Consider the following 20,538-nt stretch of genomic DNA (forward strand, 5'->3'; position numbering starts at 1 on the left):
CTTAGGTACCACTACTACAACATCAATCGTTCGATAACAGAATAGATATTCAATCCCGCACACCAACCATCACTGATGGTCTTACCTGCTGTGATCACATACCGCGGATCATCAAAGTAAGTCCATTTATAATGTTTACCTTTTCCTGTCACATGGAAACCGATACTACGCAAGTAAGATTCAAAGCTGGAGTCCATTTTACGATATGTACGAATTTTATGTTTCAATTCTTCACGACGTTTACGGATAGAGTTGTTAAAATGATTCGCTTCTAATAAATCTTGGATAACATGTTCACGGCGAGAATTAGGGGCACATAATTTCTTATAATCTGCCAACATATCCAACACTAAATCACGCACCTCATGAGGGTATAAATCTTTTTCTTCCCCACGTAATAAAATAAACTCTCCTTCTGGTACATCGTCATCAAACTCGTCACCTTCAAACAAGCGTCCCACTTTGGACATATACAAATTGCCTTGTTCGTCCGTGTACGCCACGCCATGTGGTGTTTGCACTGTATCTGGTCCCTCTGGATCCGTATGGTCTTCTAAGTCTTCTAACAAACGGTCGTAATCGATACGAAGTTGTTTATTTTCCTTATGCAATTCATTATTTTCAGCCAACAACTTTTCATTTTTATCTTCCAAGGATGTATAAGCTTCTCGTAAGGATTCATTTTCCTCTTCTAACTCTTTCAACTTCGCCAACAATACTTTGACTTCCGCTGGTGAAAGTTCATATTTTTTTGCCTCTGCCTCTTGTTCCGCTTTCCGTTGTGCTTCCTCGCGATCTCGTTGAATTTTTGCTTTCCGCTCTTCTTCTAAGCGTAATTGTTCTTGTCGTTCTTCCTCTTCACGGAGACGGTCTGCTTCTAATTTCACCATTTGTTCATCTAAGAGCACTAATTTCGCCACACCTCTTGCATAGGCGTTGTACACAGAAGCAGGTGCCCCTTCTTGCAAGGCTTTCGCCACGTCAAAGACAGATGGTGCTTCCATGGAGATTAAAGATTCAGACTGCGCTGTATTCCATGGAAACACACTATCTTCTCCACAAATCGCCCGCAATGGTATTAACTCACCATCTACTAAAGCGTATGCATCTTGGCGTGTCCAAATGATACCCCACCGCTCCATAACAGTGTTCACTTTCTCCATCATCTCCACGGAGCCTACTTTTGTATACCGTGAACCTCTAATCATGCCTCGTTTGAGTATCGGTGTCATTTCAAATACACGCTCATGTACTTCTTTATGATGCATGTGAAGTAAGCGCATCAATGTCATGCCCGCTGTAATTTGTAACATTTGTGGCACGTCGAATACACCTTCTTTGCGGCCTTCCTTCACCAGTTGTGCCAGCATTTCTCCACAAGCCCCACTGCGGTGTTCCACATTGGCAGCTTCTAAAGCAGCACTCATTGTATCTGTAGGAATTATCTCCTCATCCTCCTTGCCATCTAGCACATCTTCTTCCATAGTAGTAATATATTCTACTTGGCTCCCACTAGAATCATCTAACTCCATAGATACACATGCTGGTGTAGCCCCATCTTGTTTTCGTAATTCTTTTGAAAGCATTGAAAAATCAACAAGCGGACCCACATCTTCACTTTTGATTTCATCAAGATGTATAGATGTCATTTGTCTTTCTAACCTAGCTATAGTCACTCCATCCCAAGTTTGTAAAGAATCGGTGGAACGCAAGCGAGAATAGTATTGTAAGGCAGTCACACAGGATTCAATGGCATGATGTCCCTGCTTATCAATGGAAATGAACTGCGGTTCCTTTGTACCGTAAGCATCAGCTGGGAAGAAGAGAATCACATGTTTCATTCGTTCTTTATTGGTGCCCCATTGTGCTAAGCTTTCATTTATTTTACCATTGTCACTAGGCACGACAATGACATGTGCCAACCCTAAGGTACTCATCGCCAAATCGTCCACATCTAATGGCGGTTCCCCAGATTTGGAGAGAGTCACCATGAGGATAGGCATTTTACATTGTTTGTCACCATCTAAGACCTTTTGGATATGACGGGCAGGATTATCTACATAGCGAGGTGTGCCTAACATACGTAGATTGTTATCAATACCACCTTGTCCTGCATCAATTAAAAATCGACAAAAATCGCCTGCTAAGACTGGCAAAAAATGTTCCTTATCTACTGGCTTACCTTCCCCGTGAACAGTCATAGTAATGTATTGCTCTTCCGTGTTGTATATGACATCTAATACGTATTTCCCTACTTGGATGACAATCGACGATCGGGCTGCTACCACTGGTCGTACTCGTTGTATGGACAAACTGAGCCTTTCATCACCCCATGTAACGGGGCCATCTAAGATGCCCCAGTTCATATCATCTAACTGCGGATGCGCGTCTCCCCATATGTGATGGTACACTCGGTTCACCTGTTCTGACTGTACCCAGTCTATGACGACTTGTACAAACCGTTCCTCTGAAACCCCTTTGGCTACTGGCATTTGCGTTGCGTATAATAACATGTCTCTCTTCTCCTATACCAAATCTAACCTACATGGCCCCACATAAAAAAGGTCATATCTTATTACTATTCGACAAGAATCATAAAACTCCTACTTCACTATGTCACAAATAGAATGCCCTTATACTAGCTAACCACTCCCACCCAGCTTCTTTCTCTCGTACATACAAAAAAGCCGTCACATTGTGACGGCTTTGATAAGTCTCAACCTATATAATTAGTCGATTTTAATACCATGGATTTCTTCAGCTAAACGTTTTAATGCTTCTACTGTACGAACACCTGGTACATATCCCACACCGGTATAAAAGAAGCTCCAAATTGAGGGCTACTACGAGTGAAACCACCAGTCACATATTATTTCAACAAGCCTTTCCCTAACAATATGTGTCGTATGGTCATGATTGGATGTATCCATAACATGCGAGGACCACTGTAGCGCATGACTTCTTTAATTCGTTCCCGATAGGTCGGTGCGTAACAATGTGTTTTGCACATAGCGCAAAATGTTTTTTCTTCCATATGCGGGCATCGCTCTACCCTTGCTTCTGCATAATGCATCAATTCTGCACAGCTTTCACAGAGCTCACCGGACTTACGTCGGTGCTGTCCTTTGCAGTAGATTTCTATCATCTTGCGCACCGTTTTTAATTCTTTTAATCGCTTATCTTCGATAGCCTGCTGTTTCTCACGTTCTTTCATCACTAACTCCTCACTATTTAATGCTCAGTAGTTATGAATGTTGTACTCACGTTTCCTCTGTACTGTAAGGGATATTTATAGTCCCCCTAAAATTTACAGTGTAATCGGCAAGAATGTCATGAGCATTGCTATAAATATTGCTGGTAGCAAGTTAGCCACTCGAATCTTGTTGGGCCACAATACATTAATACCTACACAGAAAATTAAGATAGAACCCACATAGGATAAATTATCAATCGCCTCTGGAGTCATAAGCGGTGCTGCCAAATGAGCTAATCCCGTAATGATCCCTTGGGTAATCCCCACTGGTAAAAAGGAGAACAATGCCCCTTTTCCCATGGAGGATGCCATGACCATCACAATAATACCATCTAGAATACTTTTGACGACCATCGTACTGTAATCACCAGTCAAACCATCTTGAATAGAACCGATGACGCCCATAGCTCCTACGGTAAATGTCATGGATGCCGTAATAAAAGCATTGGTAAACTGTGGGTCCCGACTGTTACCTGTTTTCAACTTTAGCCATTCTCCAATGGCAGTAATACGCCTATCAAAATCAATCAATTCTCCAATAATAGCTCCCAGCACCATAGAGATAATCATCATCATAGGTCCCGTTGTATGAAGGCTATCACTGACGATAACTAGCATATATTGCATAGTACCACTCATGCCTAATAGAAGGATAATGATGCCACACACCATCATGAGCGTTTCTTTTAAATTATCTTTCATACGGTGTCGAATAAAGAGTCCTAATAGGCTACCACAAATGATCAACACCACATTAAGGATGGTTCCCATACCATGCATTGGTTGTTCCTCATCTTTCTAAAAAATCACTACACTATCATCCCCATCCACTTCGTGCACACGAACTTGCACCGTTTCCAAGTGGGACGTAGGAATATTTTTCCCTACATAGTCAGCTCGTATAGGTAGTTCTCGATGGCCTCGATCCACTAATACAGCTAATTGGATGGCACTCGGTCTACCTGCATCCATAAGGGCATTCAAGGCAGAGCGAATCGTACGACCTGTAAATAATACATCATCTACAAGAATCACAATTTTACCTGTCGTATCCAAGGTGAAAGGAGCTCCTTCCTTCGCAGTCTCTCCACGATCATCTCGATACAGAGAAACGTCCATGGTTGCCACATCTACTTGAATTCCTTCAATGGCTTCAATTTGAGCTTGTAATCGTTTTGCTAGATATACACCACGGCGCTCAATGCCAATGATTAAGGCATTGGATAAGCCTTTATTACGCTCTAAAATTTCGTGCCCAATACGACGAATGGCACGCATCATACCAGCTTCATCAATTAAGATACGTTCTTCCATAGTATCACTCCTTATCGATTATGCTCTTTCGCATACTCAATACATGCCAAAAAATCTTCCGGCAATGGCGCTTCAAAGTGTAACGCTTCCCCTGTGATAGGATGTTTCACAGATAATGTTTTAGAATGTAAAGCCTGCCCTACAATAGGAAAATCCATTTTACGGAATCCATAGAACGGATCATTCACCACAGGATGTCCAATATACGCTAAATGTACACGAATTTGGTGAGTTCTACCCGTTTCTAATTGGCATTCTATTAATGTGTGCTTCCCATATCGTTCTAATACACGGAAATGGGTCACCGCGTCTTTACTATTTTCAAAAACTACCGCCATTTTCATACGATCTTTAGGATGGCGACCGATAGGGGCCTTGATAGTCCCTTTTTCTTCCGCAATATTGCCTTGTACTAATGCATAATAGGTTCTTGTCGCACTATGCTCTTTCACTTGCTCTGCTAAGCCTAAATGGGATTCATCATGTTTGGCTGCCATCATCACACCCGACGTATCCTTGTCTAAGCGATGCACAATGCCAGGGCGAATTTCTCCATTGATGCCAGATAAATCTTTGCAATGGTATAACAAAGCATTCACCAGTGTCCCTGAATGATTGCCTACCGCTGGATGTACCACCACACCACGAGCTTTATTAATAACAATCATATGCGAATCTTCAAATAGAATATCTAGTGGAATGTCCTCTGGTTCTACTTCTACTTCCTGCATCTCTGGAATCGTCACAAGGATTTCGCTAGATGGTGAAAGTTTCAAGTTCGATTTTCCTGTTTTGCCATTCACTTGTACATGCCCCTCTTTCACTAAGGATTGCACATAGCTACGTGACTGACCAAGCTCTTTTGTGAGGTACACATCTAATCGTGTACCCTCATCTTGAGCCTCTACTATATATTGTTTTGTTTCCATTATTTACCTCACTGTTTCTGGCTTTCATAGGACCAAAAATATAGAATCAACAAAGGTACACCAATGCAAATACCAATATCCGCAATATTAAAGATAGGCCATACTCGGAAATCAAAGAAATCGACCACACCACCTAAGTACAAACGATCCCAGGCATTGCCCAAGGCGCCACCCAAGAGCGTACCTGTCCCAATTCGTGCATATAACGGTGCCATAGCTAATTTCTTACGACCTACGTACATAGCGCCTAGCAACAGCACCACGACCAACAACAATATCCATCGTTGGTGCATCAACATACCAAAGGCTGCTCCATGGTTCACAATATAGGTCCAATGAAAAACATCAGGTACAACTGGCACAGATTCACCCAACCGAAAGTGGCTGCGTACATACCATTTTGCTACTTGATCCAATAGGAAGGTCAAGATACTTATGATATAGATCATCGTTTACGTCCTCCACGGTCAGCCCATTGTTGTAATAAAGCACCTAAGTCCTGCTCTTTTTCTTGCCGTTTTCCTCGATTGTTTCTATCTCGCATAGGATTGCCTGAGCCACTTCTTACATCCTTAACGTTCTTAGAGTTTCGACCCTGTTGTCTTTCGCCTTTTGGTTGTTGACCATCCTTATGTGGTGTATTTCGACGGGGATTTCCATCGCCATTACGTCTATGACCTTGACGGTTTAGATGTTTTGGTTTTTCTCGTTTCATGGATAAACCAATGCGGTTCCGTTTTGTATCGACAGAAATAATCTCTACTTCGATAATATCTCCTACTGCCAATACATCAGATGGATGTTCATGATAGGCGCAAAACTCGCTTTTATGCAGCAGTCCATTGATTTTTACACCAAAATCTATAAAGGCACCAAAGTCTACCACATTATGAACCGTTCCTTTTACCACGGTACCGACTTGAATATCTTCCAAACTCATAATTTGTTTGCGAGTCATCGGTGCTGGCAAATCTTCCCGTGGGTCACGACCTGGTTTTTGTAAGGCTTCTACAATATCTCGCACAGTAGGTACACCTGCATCTAGCTGTTTCGCCAACTTTTCCACATCCACAGCTTGCAGTTTTGCTTTTGCCGTTTCCAACGTCCCTTTATCTCGCAAATCTTCTAAGGACATCCCCAATTGTGCGAGCACCCCTTGAGCAATCTCGTAGGACTCTGGGTGAACTGGCGTCGCATCTAAAGGGTCCTCCCCTTTACCGATGCGCAAGAAACCGGCACATTGTGTAAAGGCCGCAGGACCTAAACGAGCTACTTTTAATAATTGTTTACGACTAGTAAAAGCACCATGTTCCTTACGGTAGGCAATAATATTATTTGCCACGGTGCTAGAAATACCTGACACATGCTTTAAAATCGCTGGAGATGCTGTATTAAGCTCTACCCCGACATGGTTGACCACAGTTTCTACCACTTGATCTAAGGTAGCCCCCAATTGTTTTTGATTCACATCATGTTGGTATTGACCAACACCAATTGATTTTGGATCAATCTTCACAGATTCCGCCAATGGATCTTGTACACGGCGCGCAATCGATACGGCACCACGGATAGATACATCTAAATCTGGCAATTCTTCAATAGCTAACTTAGAAGCGGAGTATACGGAGGCACCTGCTTCATTAGTGATAATATAATGACAATCTAAGCCTTCTTCAGCAATCATGGCAGATGTAAATTGCTCTGTTTCATAAGAAGCAGTACCATTGCCGATAGAAATCAAAGTAACACCATATTGGCGAATTTTCTTAGCCAATTCTTGTTTAGCCCTCTCTGCTTGTTTATCACTCATCGTAAGATAGTAAGCGCCATAATCTAGGACATTACCTTCCCTGTCGATGATGGCCATTTTACAACCTGTACGATATCCTGGGTCTAAGCCCATGATAACATGTCCAGATAAAGGTGCTTGGAGCAATAAATTGCGCAAGTTCGTACCAAACACTTTGATAGCCTGCTCTTCTGCTTGTTCTGTCATAGCATTTCGTGTTTCACGCTCTAACGATGGATACAATAGTCGTTTATATCCATCAGCAATAGCCTCAGCAATATACGAATGCTCTACCCTAGCAGTACCTTGTACCGTATCTACCATATATTGGATAAACGTTTCATCCGGTACCACAAAGCTAACTTTTAAAGCGCCCAAGCTTTCCCCACGGTTCATCGCCAATACACGATGGGATGGGACTTGGCGAATAGGTTCTTTGTATTCTTCATTGTATTGTAAGAATCCTTGGTTTACTTCTTCTTCGCCTACTAGCTCCGTTTTCATATGACCAGTTTCCCACATGGCTTTACGCAAATATTGGCGAATATCTGCTCGTTCACTCGCTTCTTCTGCTACAATATCCATCGCCCCTTGTAAGGCATCTTCCACAGTAGGCACTTCTTCATTAAGGTACTCTGTCCCCATTTGACGTAACTCTTCTTCTGTAGCCGTTGTAAACAATGCCTGTGCCAACGGTTCCAAACCACGGTCTCTGGCCATGGACGCACGAGTTCGTTTTTTCGGACGGAACGGCAAATACAAGTCCTCTAACTCCTGTAATTTCATGGCTTTCGTAATGGCTAGGGACAATTCTTCCGTCAGTTTGCCCTGTTCTTCAATAGATTTTCTTACTTCTTCTTTACGTTGTAACAAATTGCGTAAATATTTCATCCGCTCTTCGATGTCACGCAATTGTTCATCTTTTAACTCACCAGTCACTTCTTTTCGATACCGTGCAATAAATGGTACTGTATTGCCCTCATCTAATAAAGTAATGGCTGCTTCTACTTGATGTGGCTTTACCCCTAACTCTTGGGCTATCACTACATGTATTTCCATTCTATTTCCGCCTTTCATAGGTTACAAAATCATAGGACAAGTCCTCTTGCCCAGCGCCGGGTATACGCTCTATCTCCATCCATTCTGGCTTGGTATGCTCAGTAAATGTCACATCCCCTGTGAAAGCTCTATGTAACTCCGTCACATACAAACGATCAGCATAAGGCGCCATGCTGGCATATACCTGCGCACCGCCAATACAATACGCTAGTTCTAAGTCCTGCGCCGCTTGTGCTGCTTCCTCTGGACTATGAAATACTTTCACTCCTTCATAGGGTGGTATGTAATCCAATTGCGACGTAATCACCCAATGTTCACGATTAGGCAACAAAAACGGTAAAGACTCCAATGTCTTCCGTCCCATGATGATGACATGCCCAGTAGTGCGCTGTTTAAAATACGCTAAATCTTCTGGAATACGCCAAATCAGTTGATTATCCTTGCCTATAACGCCATTCTCAGCCACTGCTACAATCATTGCTAACATAAATAACTCCTTATACAGCTACTGTCATAGATAGTTTTCCTAAATGCTCATAGCCTTCTAGAGTTATATCTTCTGGTTTGAAATCATAGAAATTCGTAACATCTGGGTTTAATCGTAACATCGGAGCCTCTAAGGCTTCATGTTTACGTTCTAATTGAGTACGTAAAGCTTCTACATGGTTCTCATAAATATGAGCATTATTGATAACATGCGTGAATTGTCCCGGCTGTAATCCAGATACTTGGGCAATCATATGCACCAACGCTGCATATTGCGCCGTATTAAAAGGCACTCCTAAACCCATATCTCCACTGCGTTGGACCAGCATACAATTTAAACGACCATCTGTGACATCCCATAATGTTTCATAGGCACATGGTTGCAACGCCATATCTGGCAAGTCCTCAATATTCCACAAAGTCACAATCATACGTCGACTTTGCGGGTCTTTTTGTAGCATGTCCAATAAATTATCTAACTGTTTATATTTGGCAATTTGGTATCCATAAGCCTTACCAATCGTACCATCTTCACGCATCCATTCATCCCAAACTTTTACATTCATAGCCTGCAACTGGCGCACATCATTAGATTGCAATTGCCAAATCCAAAGCAACTCTTTAATAGCCGTTTTGAAAGCCACAAATTTTGTGGTTAAAATAGGAAATTCTTCTGCTAAATTGAATTGCATCACTTGATGCGGTAATTTATAGGTCGCAATGCCTGTACGATTGTTGGCATAATACCCATGATCTAATATATTCTCTATAATCTGTAAATATTGCGTATCTGCTAAACTCATCTATGCCTCCTTGTATACGAAACTACACTAAGCTGTATCAGCATATAGTATGTATATCTGTATTTATATCAGTATGTATATCTGTATTTATATCAGTATCTGTGTCTAAATGTATATGTATATCTACATTTAGATAAATATCAAGCTGCCTCGCTATAGCTATATGTTACCCTTAAAATCAGCAATAACCTTCAAAAATTCATTGCCATATTTGCGCAGCTTCATATCTCCTACGCCTTTCACATTCGCCATATCTCCTAAGGTCAATGGTTCTTTTGCTACCATATCCAATAAAGTAGCGTCTGAAAAAATCATGAACGGTTTTACCCCTTCTATTTTTGAAAGTTCCAATCGATGCACACGCAGAGCCTCAAATAAGGAGTTATTCTTAGTGGCTTTTGCTAGCCCTGAAGCATTTGATTTAGAACGCCCCTGCATAGGACGATGTTCCCCTCCCTCAATAGGTACATCTTTCACTGTAATACGACCAGCTAGTACCTCATGACCTTGTTCCGTAACGGATAAAATAGGATATTGTCCTCCCGAAGATGTCACATACCCCATTGCCATTAAGCGCTTAATAAAGCCTTTTACATCTTTATCTGCCCAACGATTTAATTTGCCAAATACGGATAAGCGGTGTAAGCGAAACTTCTCAATACGTTCCGTCCGATTCCCACATAGAATATCTCCAATCATGGTTACACCATATCGCTCTTCTGTATTCCAAATCGTCTGCAATACTGCGCTCACCTCGGCTGTTACATCCACTGCCACTCGTGGTTCATCACAAGTACTACAATGATGACATTGATCCCAAGGCACTTGCTCTCCAAAATAAGACAACATAAACTTACGTAAACACATCGGCGTATGACAATAATCGATCATGGATTGTAGCATATTCCGCTCAATCCGTTGTCGTTCTGGTGGCAAGTCACTTTGACTTAATATATATTGATGAACTGCCACATCTTGCCCATTGTAAAGCAAAATACAATCTGCAGGCGCTCCATCTCGTCCAGCACGGCCTGCCTCTTGGTAATAACTTTCCATATTTCGTGGCATTTGGTAATGGATTACATAGCGCACATTACTTTTATCGATGCCCATGCCAAAAGCATTGGTGGCTACCATAACTTGTACTTCATCAAAAGCATAACGATTCTGTTGATACTTACGCTCTTCATCAGATAAGCCACCATGGTAATAGCCTGCTTTCACGCCGTACCGTAAAAGCTCACGATATACCTTTTCCACATTCGCCCTAGTGGCACAATAGACAATCCCCACATCATTTGGATTGTGTAGCACATAATCCCGTACATATTCCATACGCTTGCTTTCGTGAATCACAGAAAATGCTAAATTAGGACGATCAAATCCCGTAATATGCACACGGGCATTCTCCAATCCTAAGAGTTGTTTCATATCACGTTCTACTTCTTCCGTAGCACTGGCGGTAAAAGCCCCTACCACAGGTCTATGGGGCAAGCTCTTAATAAAAGGTCCTATAGCCGTGAAAGAAGGCCTAAAATCATGTCCCCATTGTGACACACAATGAGCTTCATCAATAATCACTTGGCTAATTGGCAGTCCTCTTAAAAACTCACAGAACCCTTCGGATTCTAATTTTTCTGGCGCCAAATATAATAATTTAATGCGCCCTTCCCGTAAATAGTACAAAATTTTATTCTGCTCTTCTCGACTGAGGGTGCTATTCATATAAGCCGCTGGCATACCTTGCTCTTTCAAGGTATCCACTTGATCTTGCATCAAGGAAATCAACGGAGAAAATACAATGGTAATGCCCGCCTTTAGCATAGCAGGAATCTGAAAGCAAATCGATTTACCTGCCCCTGTAGGCATAATCCCTAGCACATCTTGGTTCTCTAACAAAGCTGTAACAGGCACCTCTTGAGCGGGGCGAAAACTAGAATATCCATAAAAATGTTGCAATGCTCGTAAGGCTCTAGCATCCATATATCTTTCCTCCTTTCTAACACACTCATTCATCTAATTGTATCTATTTATTATACCATTTTTATAGATACCTATAAACTATTCCACCAAGAACTCTCCTTTCTTTTCCATAGTCATTGCCTATATCGTTATATGCACCTTACAGTTTTTATACTATTCACCTAGTACAACTATTTCCTTCATCATGAACTAGTAGACATACCTATCTTGTTACACGTTCCTCTTAAGGCAGTACCTTCCTTACCGCACGTTATAACTTCCTAACAAGACCTACTAGGACTTATAGTTGTATCCATACATATTGGTAAAAAAATATGCTAATTCATACAGCCCCCCATGATTACTAAAAGTGTGCTTTATAAGCGTCTCCTCTATAAGTATCTTCTACAAAAAAATGTTGGCACTACCCCAAAGGAGTAGCCCCAACATTTCGTTTACTATGTGTATATAATTATAAAATATGCATGCGTTCTGATGCATCGAACTCCGCTTGGATTTCTTTACTTGGCTCATGGTCTAACAAACTAACCACGAAGATAGCAATGGCAGATAAGATGAAACCTGGTACGATTTCATACAAGCCGAACCAACCGAATTGTTTCCATACAAGAACGGTGATACCACCTACCAAGATACCAGCGATACAACCTTTCAGAGTCATCCGTTTCCAAATCAAAGAGATCAAGATAGCCGGACCGAAAGCAGCGCCAAACCCTGCCCATGCATAGGCTACCATCGTCAAGATATAGCTTTGTGGATTCACCGCCATCACGATGGCAATAGCAGATACGATCAATACCGTAGCACGGCTAACCATAACTAGTTCACGGTCTCCTGCATCACGGGCAAACACATTGCGGTACAAATCTTGAGACACAGAAGATGCAGTTACTAACAATTGTGCAGAGGCTGTACTCATGATGGCTGCCAATACAGCGGACCAAATCAAACCTGCCACAAATGGGTTAAATAAATGCTCGCTCATCACAAGGAATACTGTTTCTGCATCAGCATCTACTAGAGGTATTGTTAAATATACTTTACCAACAAGACCTACTGCCACTGCCGCCAACAAGGAAATAACCACCCAAATCATGGCAATATTTGTAGCTTTTTTTAATTCTTTCGCATCGGAAATCGCCATGAAACGCACTAAGATGTGAGGTTGACCAAAGTAACCAAGCCCCCATCCTAGGCTAGAAATGATACCTACCACCAAGGTGAAAGTATCTTGTTCCGGTCCCCAAATCGACAAGCCTGCTGGGAACTCCGTAGCAATTAATTGAGATGTTTCCACAGGACCACCTAAATACATGGCTGCCGTCACCGGTACCAATAAGATGGCGAAGAACATCATCATACCTTGGATACAGTCTGTCCAACTTACAGCTAGGAAACCACCTAGGAAGGTGTAGAAAATAACTACCCCTGCTGTAATAAAGAGGGATGTCATGTAATCTAGTCCAAAGATAGTATTAAATAACTTACCACCTGCCACGAATCCAGAAGACGTGTAAATTAAAAAGAAAATAACGATGAAGATAGCAGACACTACCGGCACAATTCTTGATGTATCATGAAAACGGTTTTTCAAATAATCCGGTATAGTCAAACTATTATTCGCTACCTCTGTATAATTGCGCAATCGTTTCGATACGAATACCCAGTTCAGCCACGTTCCCAAAGCTAAACCAATGGCAATCCATAAGGCCGATATCCCTGTTGAGTAGGCAAATCCAGGTAAACCCATCAACATCCATCCACTCATATCTGATGCTTCCGCACTCATGGACGTGATCCAAGGGCCTAGCTGGCGACCTCCTAAAATATAGTCGTCTAAGCTATTAGACTTGCGGTAATAATATACCCCGATGTACATCATGAGGCCTAAATACAATGCAAATGCCCCAATCACTTCAAAATTGTTATACACCCTACTCCTCCTTTCCTAATCCTTTCACCTTTACTTAAAATTCTATAGAATGCATTCAGCATTAATCTTTTCTATTATATCACAGATTATATATATCGTCTTTCACGGATTTTACGCAAAAAATAAACGCTTTGTATAAAACAAAGCGAGTGCTACAACAAAAAGGACCCCGTAGGGTCCTTTTTCATTTTCACATATTCTTATCGTTTGATGTTATAGAACACATCGCTACCACGGTATTGAGCCGTTTCTGCCAACATGTCTTCAATGCGAAGTAATTGATTGTATTTCGCTACGCGTTCGGAACGAGCTGGGGCACCAGTTTTGATTTGTCCAGCGTTTACTGCTACAGCGATATCAGCAATTGTGGAATCTTCTGTTTCACCAGAACGGTGAGAAATTACAGCTGTATAGCCTGCACGTTTTGCCATTTCAATAGCATCAAATGTTTCTGTCAACGTACCGATTTGGTTCACTTTGATCAAGATTGCATTCGCTGTATCTTCTTTGATACCACGAGACAAGCGTTCTGTATTCGTTACGAATAAATCGTCACCTACTAATTGAACAGTTTTACCTAGGCGCTCTGTCAACAATTTCCAGCCTTCCCAATCTTCTTCTGCCAAGCCATCTTCAATGGAGTAAATTGGATATTTTTCGCAAAGTTCTGCATAGTATTCTACCATTTCAGCAGCTGTTTTTACTTTGCCTTCGCCAGCTAAGTGGTATTTACCATCTTTATAGAACTCAGAAGATGCTGCATCAATAGCAAATACAATATCTTTACCCACTACAAGACCTGCTTTTTCAATAGCTTCTGTAATCACTTGTAATGCTTCTTCATTGGAACCTAAGTTCGGAGCAAAGCCCCCTTCATCACCTACACCAGTGGCCAAGCCTTTTGCTTTCAATACACCTTTCAATGTATGGTATACTTCTGCACAATAACGCAATGCTTCCATAAAGCTAGATGCACCAATTGGCATAATCATGAACTCTTGAATATCCACGTTATTATCTGCATGAGCTCCGCCATTTAAAATATTCATCATTGGCACTGGCAATTCTTTTGCATTCGTGCCACCAAGGTATTGAAATAATGGTAAATCATAGGATTCAGCCGCTGCACGAGCTACTGCCATGGATACACCTAAAATTGCATTGGCCCCTAATTTTGCTTTATTTGGCGTACCATCTAACTCGATCATCACTCCATCGATAGCCACTTGCTCAGATGCATCAAACCCTAAAATAGCAGGTCCAATGATGTCATTTACGTTTGCTACCGCTTGTAATACACCTTTACCTAAGTAACGAGGAGACCCGCTATCGCGCAATTCCACCGCTTCAAATTGACCAGTAGACGCTCCAGATGGAACCGCTGCACGACCAATCGTACCGTCTTCTAAATATACTTCTACTTCTACTGTTGGATTGCCACGAGAATCCATAATCTCTCTTGCGTATACATCAGTAATTACTGCCATTGTTATTTCTCCTTATTGTACTAACAAACTTTCACCACTCATAGCTTCAGGCTGCTCAATACCACCTAAAGCCAACATAGTTGGTGCTAAATCACATAGTCGACCTGGTCGCAAGGTGACACCCTCTGGGGCTCCCACTAAAATGAGTGGCACCGGATTCGTCGTATGCGCCGTGTGCGGAATTTCTGTGGTATGGTCCACCATGACCTCAGAATTTCCATGGTCCGCTGTAATTAATAATTGACCATTCCTATCTTGAATGGCTTTCACAATCTCTGAAAGCCCCGCATCTACGGCTAAAATAGCTCGTTTTGCCGCTTCAAAATCACCCGTATGGCCTACCATATCTGGGTTCGCATAGTTCAAAATAATCATATCATACTCGCCACTGCGGATGGCGGCAACTACCTTTTCTGTTACCTCTGGAGCACTCATCTCTGGTTGCAAATCATAGGTAGCCACTTTAGGGGATGGTACTAAAATTCTATCTTCCCCAGGGAATACATCTTCCTTACCACCATTGAAGAAATACGTCACATGAGCATATTTCTCTGTTTCTGCAATGCGCAGTTGACGATACCCCCCCTTGGATAACACTTCTCCTAAGGTATCTGTTAGCAGTTCTTTATCATACACCACAGGCACTGGTAAGTCCGCTTCGTAACGAGTCATACTCGCCACATAGGAACCTTGCAATACATGTTTTCGTTCAAATCCAGTGAAATCAGGATCTACCACAGCACGCACTAATTGACGAGCCCGATCAGGACGGAAGTTAAAGAACAAGATCGCATCTCCATCCTGCATACCTGTATACCCTTCCACCACAGATGGAATGACAAATTCATCTGTCGTTTCATCAGCATAACTGTGTTCTACCGCTTCATGAGCACAACCTACTTCTGTGCCACTACCACATACTATGGCATTATACGCCAGTTGCACTCGTTCCCATCGTTGATCACGATCCATACCATAATAACGACCACCTATTGTCGCAATCGATCCTAGATCCAACTCGTCACAGTAGTGAGCGATATCGTCAATATAGGCCAACGCACTTTGTGGTGGTACATCACGACCATCCAAGAAGGCGTGGATATAGACTTTTCCTACACCAGCCTCTTTAGCGCCACGAAGTAATGCCTTCAAGTGATCAATATGCGAGTGGACACCGCCATCCGACAACAAACCCACTAGATGCAAGGCTTGTTTAGCCCCTTCTTCATAGGCTTTCACTAAGGTAGGACGAGTAAATAAGGTCCCTTCCTCTGCCTCTTTCGTAATGCGCGTCAATTCTTGGTACACAATACGTCCGGCACCAATATTCAAATGCCCCACTTCAGAGTTTCCCATCTGTCCATCTGGCAAGCCTACGGCCATACCAGATGCATCCAATAGAGTGTGAGGGCACTTATCCCATAATTCTAAAAATGTTCGGGGGTTCGCTTGTACCACCGCATTAGTTGGGTCTTGACCATCCCCAATACCGAATCCATCAAGGATTGTTAGCATCACTGGTCCTTTTAATTTTGCCATACGCTACCTCAAAACTATGTTAACAGGCATTAATAATTCCCGTAAAAGTCTCTGCTTCCAAGGAAGCACCGCCCACCAAAGCACCATCCACGTGGGCTTGGGCTAAAATATCTTTCGCATTCTCCGGTTTTACACTGCCACCGTATAGAATGCGCACTTGTTCTGCAATGTCAGGTGTGTACATAGCGGCGATTTTCTCACGAATACTTTGGCATACTTCTCCAGCTTGTTCCGCTGTGGCTGTGCGACCTGTGCCAATGGCCCAAATCGGTTCGTAGGCAATCACCACTTCTGTCATTTCTTCTGCAGGCACTCCATGCAATCCCATTTCTAATTGGGAATGAATGAACGCCACTGTTTCTCCACTTTCACGTTGATTTAAACTTTCACCTACGCACAGGATAGGGCTCATGCCATGTTGTAAAACAATGCGTACACGCTTATTCACACAACGATCTGCTTCTTTAAAGATAGAACGTCGTTCAGAGTGCCCCACAATTACGTAGGACACGCCTAAGTCCGTCAACATCGAAGGAGATACTTCCCCTGTATAGGCACCAGATTCTTCATGGAACACGTTTTGCGCCCCTACACGAACCTTGGTGTCTTCCGCTAAATCAGCTACAGTGCTAATGGCTGTAAACGGAGGGCATACTACCACTTCACAGCTAGCATCCGCCACTAATGTTTTCAATTGTTCTACGAATACTGTGGCTTCCGTATTCGTCATATGCATTTTCCAGTTCCCAGCAATGATCGGTTGTCGCATGATAACCTCCTATGCCTCTTGTAAGGCTGCAATACCTGGTAATACTTTGCCTTCTAAGTACTCTAAGGAGGCGCCGCCACCAGTGGAAATATGAGAAATTTTGTTACTTAATCCACTTTTTTCAATAGCCGCTACAGAATCGCCGCCGCCTACAATTGTAGTTGCATTCGCCTCTGCCACCGCTTTCGCTACCGCATTGGTACCACCTGCGAATACTTCCATTTCAAATACGCCCATAGGACCATTCCAAACGATCATTTTCATCGGTGCCAAAGCCTCTGCGAATAGCTCACGGCTCTTTGGACCAATGTCTAAGGCCATCCAGCCATCTTCGATAGCTGTCGCATCTACCACCTTATGATTCGCCGTTTCACTGAAAGCATCGGCTACTACGAAATCTACTGGTAATACTAGGTTAGTGTTAGTTTCTTTCGCACGAGCGATTAATTCACGAGCTAGTTCAAATTTGTCAGCTTCCACTAAGGAAGTACCTACATTATGACCTTGGGCCGCTACGAAAGTATTTGCCATGCCACCACCGATGATTAACACTTCTACTTTTGGTAATAAGTTAGAAATGACTTCAATTTTGTCGCTCACCTTAGCGCCACCGATAATAGCTGCAAATGGGTGTTCTGGATGCTCTACAGCACCGCCTACATAGCGAATTTCTTTTTCTAATAAGAAACCAGCTCCCACTGGTAAGTATTTCGTAATCCCTTCCACAGATGCATGGGCACGGTGAGATACGCCGAAGGCATCATTTACACCTACTTCTGCTAAGTCAGCTAAGGATTTCGCAAAGGCAGGGTCATTTTTTTCTTCTTCTTTATAGAAACGAAGGTTTTCTAAGACAACTACATCCCCAGATTTCATTTCAGACACGGCTTGTGCTGGGATCTCACCAATGCAATCTTCTACGAAACGAACTGGTTGTTCTAATAGTTCACTCAATCGTTTGGCGCAAGGAACCAAAGTAAACTCTGGTTTACGCTCTCCTTTAGGACGACCTAGATGAGAGGCAATGACTACCTTGGCACCTTGATCAATCAAATGGCGCAAGGTAGGTAAAGTCGCTCGAATCCGTGTGTCGTCAGTAATAACACCGTCTTTCAAAGGTACATTAAAATCAACTCGTACAAATACAGTTTTATTTGCTACATTCATATTTGCTAGTGAAAGTTTCATACTGTCTCCTATGTATATACACTAAACATGCCAAAAAGGGACTACCCTCGTAGTCCCCGGCAGATTATAAGCCTCGTTTGCTCATGTACACAGCTAGATCAACAATACGAGAGGAATAGCCCCACTCATTGTCATACCAAGCTACTACTTTTGCCATATTGCCTTCCATCACCATTGTCAAGTCTGCATCTACGATAGAACTACGAGCATCACCATTGAAATCTTTGGATACTAATGGCAAATCAGATACGCCAAGAATACCTTTCAACTCGCCTTCAGCTGCTTTGCGGAATGCCGCATTGATGCTTTCTTTAGTTGCTTCTTTTTCAAGTTCTACTACTAAGTCTGTTACAGACACATTTGGAGTAGGCACACGAAGAGCAAAGCCATTTAATTTACCTTTTAATTCAGGCAATACTAATGCCACTGCTTTTGCTGCACCTGTTGTAGTAGGAATAATAGACATCGCTGCCGCACGAGCACGACGTAAGTCTTTATGTGGTGCATCCAATACACGTTGGTCATTTGTGTAAGAGTGCACTGTAGTCATCATACCACGTTTGATACCAAATTCTTGGTGCAATACTTTTGCAAATGGAGCTAAACAGTTTGTAGTACAACTTGCATTAGATACTACATGATGTGTAGCTGGATCATATTCACTTTCATTGACACCCATAACGATTGTTTTATCTTCATCTTTACCTGGTGCGGAAATAATTACTTTTTTAACAGTGCCCCCTAAATGAGCTGCCGCTTTTTCACGAGAACGGAATACACCCGTACATTCGATAACCACTTCTACCCCTTCCGAGGACCAGTCTAATTTTGCTGGATCACGGTCACAGAATACACGTGTTTTTTTGCCGTCTACTACTAAATATTCGCCTTCTACAGACACGTCACAGCTTAAGTTGCCATGAATTGAGTCATGTTTAAACAGTAAAGCGGAACCTTCAATATCACCAGTATCATTAATGGCTACTACTTCCACATCTGGGTTGTTAAGAGCCGCGCGCATGACGCATTTACCAATACGACCAAAGCCATTAATACCAATCTTCACTGCCATAATCAATTCCTCCTAATAATTCTTGTACTATATAAGTTGTTATACCTCTATTTTACAAGACTATTGGGGTTGGTGCAAGCTTTTTGTACCTTTGGATGAAAGAGCCCTCTTTACTACACTTCATAGTTAGACCTATAAAATATATCCCACTACACTCCCCTCTTCTCCATACACCATAGAGTAAACCTTTGAATGGCATAATATAAAAAAGAGGAAAGCAGACTCTCCAGGATCAACTTTCCTCTCTTTTTGTGGGAACTATTTTATTAGGTGCCTTTGTATTTACATCATTGCAACCTAGACATTACTCAATATATGCTTCATGCCCACCCATTCTTACACACTAATGAAGCAAACTTTTTCGTGAACTATACATACGTTGCTTCATACTCCAATAATGATAGGTTCTTTGTAGTTCACCTAACTGTTCAGTTAATGCGCCCCCCTGCAATAGTGCACGTACCAACTCAGCCGATTTAATAAACAATTCATCAATTTTAGCAGCTTTTATATAATTAATACTCCCTTCGTTACTAATGATCACATCTACTAAACTTACATATTCTTCTACAATTCCATCATTAAACTTGGCACATTCTAGTTGATTCTGATTAACCGCTAAACTCATGCAGGTGCAAAGCATGCACATATAATCCACTGCACCTTCTAGTTTTTTCGGTGTTAACCTACTATGTAATTGTTCTTTGGCTACTGTCAAAGACGTGCTAAAAAGGATTTTATAAAACCCCGTCTTGTCCAATGTATACTCGTATCCATCCATAGCTTTCTCCCTCATTCGATTTCCTATTAATTTCATACGTTCTTATACATAGTCTTTTACGCTCGCCCGACATAGGGTTCCTCCTTTCTCATATCCTATATGCATCTTTTCTAGCTAATACTTCCTAGCCTACTCTATTGTTATAGCACAACT

Annotated in this window: 17 protein-coding genes; all 17 read right to left on the reverse strand. The window is 42.1% G+C overall.

Annotation, left to right across the window (positions count from 1 at the left end):
* Positions 1-14 precede the first annotated feature (14 nt).
* The 17 genes from EO116_RS02920 to EO116_RS03000 all read right to left on the reverse strand — a co-directional run bounded on the left by EO116_RS02920 (position 15) and on the right by EO116_RS03000 (position 20,421).
* Positions 15-2,513 (reverse strand): hypothetical protein, encoded by a 2,499-nt coding sequence (locus tag EO116_RS02920; protein ID WP_127160551.1) that lies wholly within the window; start codon positions 2,511-2,513, stop codon positions 15-17.
* A 356-nt stretch (positions 2,514-2,869) separates the two neighbouring features.
* Entirely contained in the window at positions 2,870-3,214 is a 345-nt protein-coding gene (locus EO116_RS02925) for a nitrous oxide-stimulated promoter family protein (RefSeq protein WP_009353674.1), read from the reverse strand.
* A 93-nt stretch (positions 3,215-3,307) separates the two neighbouring features.
* Positions 3,308-4,033, reverse strand: coding sequence for a DUF554 domain-containing protein (locus EO116_RS02930; protein WP_127160552.1), 726 nt, complete (start codon positions 4,031-4,033; stop codon positions 3,308-3,310).
* Positions 4,034-4,051: 18 nt separating this feature from the next.
* The gene (gene pyrR, locus EO116_RS02935; RefSeq protein ID WP_127160553.1) at positions 4,052-4,567 is read right to left on the reverse strand and encodes a bifunctional pyr operon transcriptional regulator/uracil phosphoribosyltransferase PyrR; all 516 of its coding nucleotides are present in this window, start codon (positions 4,565-4,567) and stop codon (positions 4,052-4,054) included.
* Positions 4,568-4,578: 11 nt separating this feature from the next.
* Positions 4,579-5,496: an RluA family pseudouridine synthase gene (locus EO116_RS02940; protein WP_127160554.1), complete on the reverse strand. Its 918-nt coding sequence runs from the start codon at positions 5,494-5,496 to the stop codon at positions 4,579-4,581.
* 8 nt (positions 5,497-5,504) lie between these two features.
* The gene (gene lspA, locus EO116_RS02945; protein ID WP_009353699.1) at positions 5,505-5,945 is read right to left on the reverse strand and encodes a signal peptidase II; all 441 of its coding nucleotides are present in this window, start codon (positions 5,943-5,945) and stop codon (positions 5,505-5,507) included.
* Entirely contained in the window at positions 5,942-8,344 is a 2,403-nt protein-coding gene (locus EO116_RS02950) for a Tex family protein (protein ID WP_127160555.1), read from the reverse strand. Before EO116_RS02950 ends, lspA begins: the two co-directional genes overlap by 4 nt.
* Position 8,345: 1 nt before the next feature.
* Positions 8,346-8,831, reverse strand: coding sequence for a dihydrofolate reductase (locus EO116_RS02955; protein WP_127160556.1), 486 nt, complete (start codon positions 8,829-8,831; stop codon positions 8,346-8,348).
* Between the two features lie 10 nt (positions 8,832-8,841).
* A complete protein-coding gene (locus EO116_RS02960) occupies positions 8,842-9,633 on the reverse strand; it encodes a thymidylate synthase (protein ID WP_127160557.1) in 792 nt (263 codons plus the stop codon).
* A gap of 159 nt (positions 9,634-9,792) precedes the next feature.
* A complete protein-coding gene (recQ, locus tag EO116_RS02965; RefSeq protein ID WP_127160558.1) occupies positions 9,793-11,616 on the reverse strand; it encodes a DNA helicase RecQ in 1,824 nt (607 codons plus the stop codon).
* Positions 11,617-12,067: 451 nt separating this feature from the next.
* Positions 12,068-13,498 carry a sodium/proline symporter PutP gene (putP, locus tag EO116_RS02970; RefSeq protein WP_240629115.1) on the reverse strand — a complete coding sequence of 477 codons (1,431 nt, stop codon included), beginning with the start codon at positions 13,496-13,498 and terminating at the stop codon, positions 12,068-12,070.
* A 251-nt stretch (positions 13,499-13,749) separates the two neighbouring features.
* Positions 13,750-15,036: a phosphopyruvate hydratase gene (gene eno, locus EO116_RS02975; RefSeq protein ID WP_127160560.1), complete on the reverse strand. Its 1,287-nt coding sequence runs from the start codon at positions 15,034-15,036 to the stop codon at positions 13,750-13,752.
* Positions 15,037-15,048: 12 nt separating this feature from the next.
* Entirely contained in the window at positions 15,049-16,575 is a 1,527-nt protein-coding gene (gpmI, locus tag EO116_RS02980; RefSeq protein ID WP_127160561.1) for a 2,3-bisphosphoglycerate-independent phosphoglycerate mutase, read from the reverse strand.
* A 19-nt stretch (positions 16,576-16,594) separates the two neighbouring features.
* Positions 16,595-17,347: a triose-phosphate isomerase gene (tpiA, locus tag EO116_RS02985; protein ID WP_231723409.1), complete on the reverse strand. Its 753-nt coding sequence runs from the start codon at positions 17,345-17,347 to the stop codon at positions 16,595-16,597.
* Between the two features lie 6 nt (positions 17,348-17,353).
* Positions 17,354-18,532: a phosphoglycerate kinase gene (gene pgk, locus EO116_RS02990; protein ID WP_127160562.1), complete on the reverse strand. Its 1,179-nt coding sequence runs from the start codon at positions 18,530-18,532 to the stop codon at positions 17,354-17,356.
* Between the two features lie 64 nt (positions 18,533-18,596).
* Positions 18,597-19,604, reverse strand: coding sequence for a type I glyceraldehyde-3-phosphate dehydrogenase (gene gap / locus EO116_RS02995; protein ID WP_062402066.1), 1,008 nt, complete (start codon positions 19,602-19,604; stop codon positions 18,597-18,599).
* Between the two features lie 343 nt (positions 19,605-19,947).
* On the reverse strand, positions 19,948-20,421 hold the full coding sequence (locus EO116_RS03000) for a hypothetical protein (protein ID WP_164726047.1): 474 nt from the start codon (positions 20,419-20,421) through the stop codon (positions 19,948-19,950).
* Positions 20,422-20,538 lie beyond the last annotated feature (117 nt).

Source organism: Veillonella sp. VA137 (assembly GCF_003992015.1).
Lineage (GTDB): Bacteria > Bacillota > Negativicutes > Veillonellales > Veillonellaceae > F0422.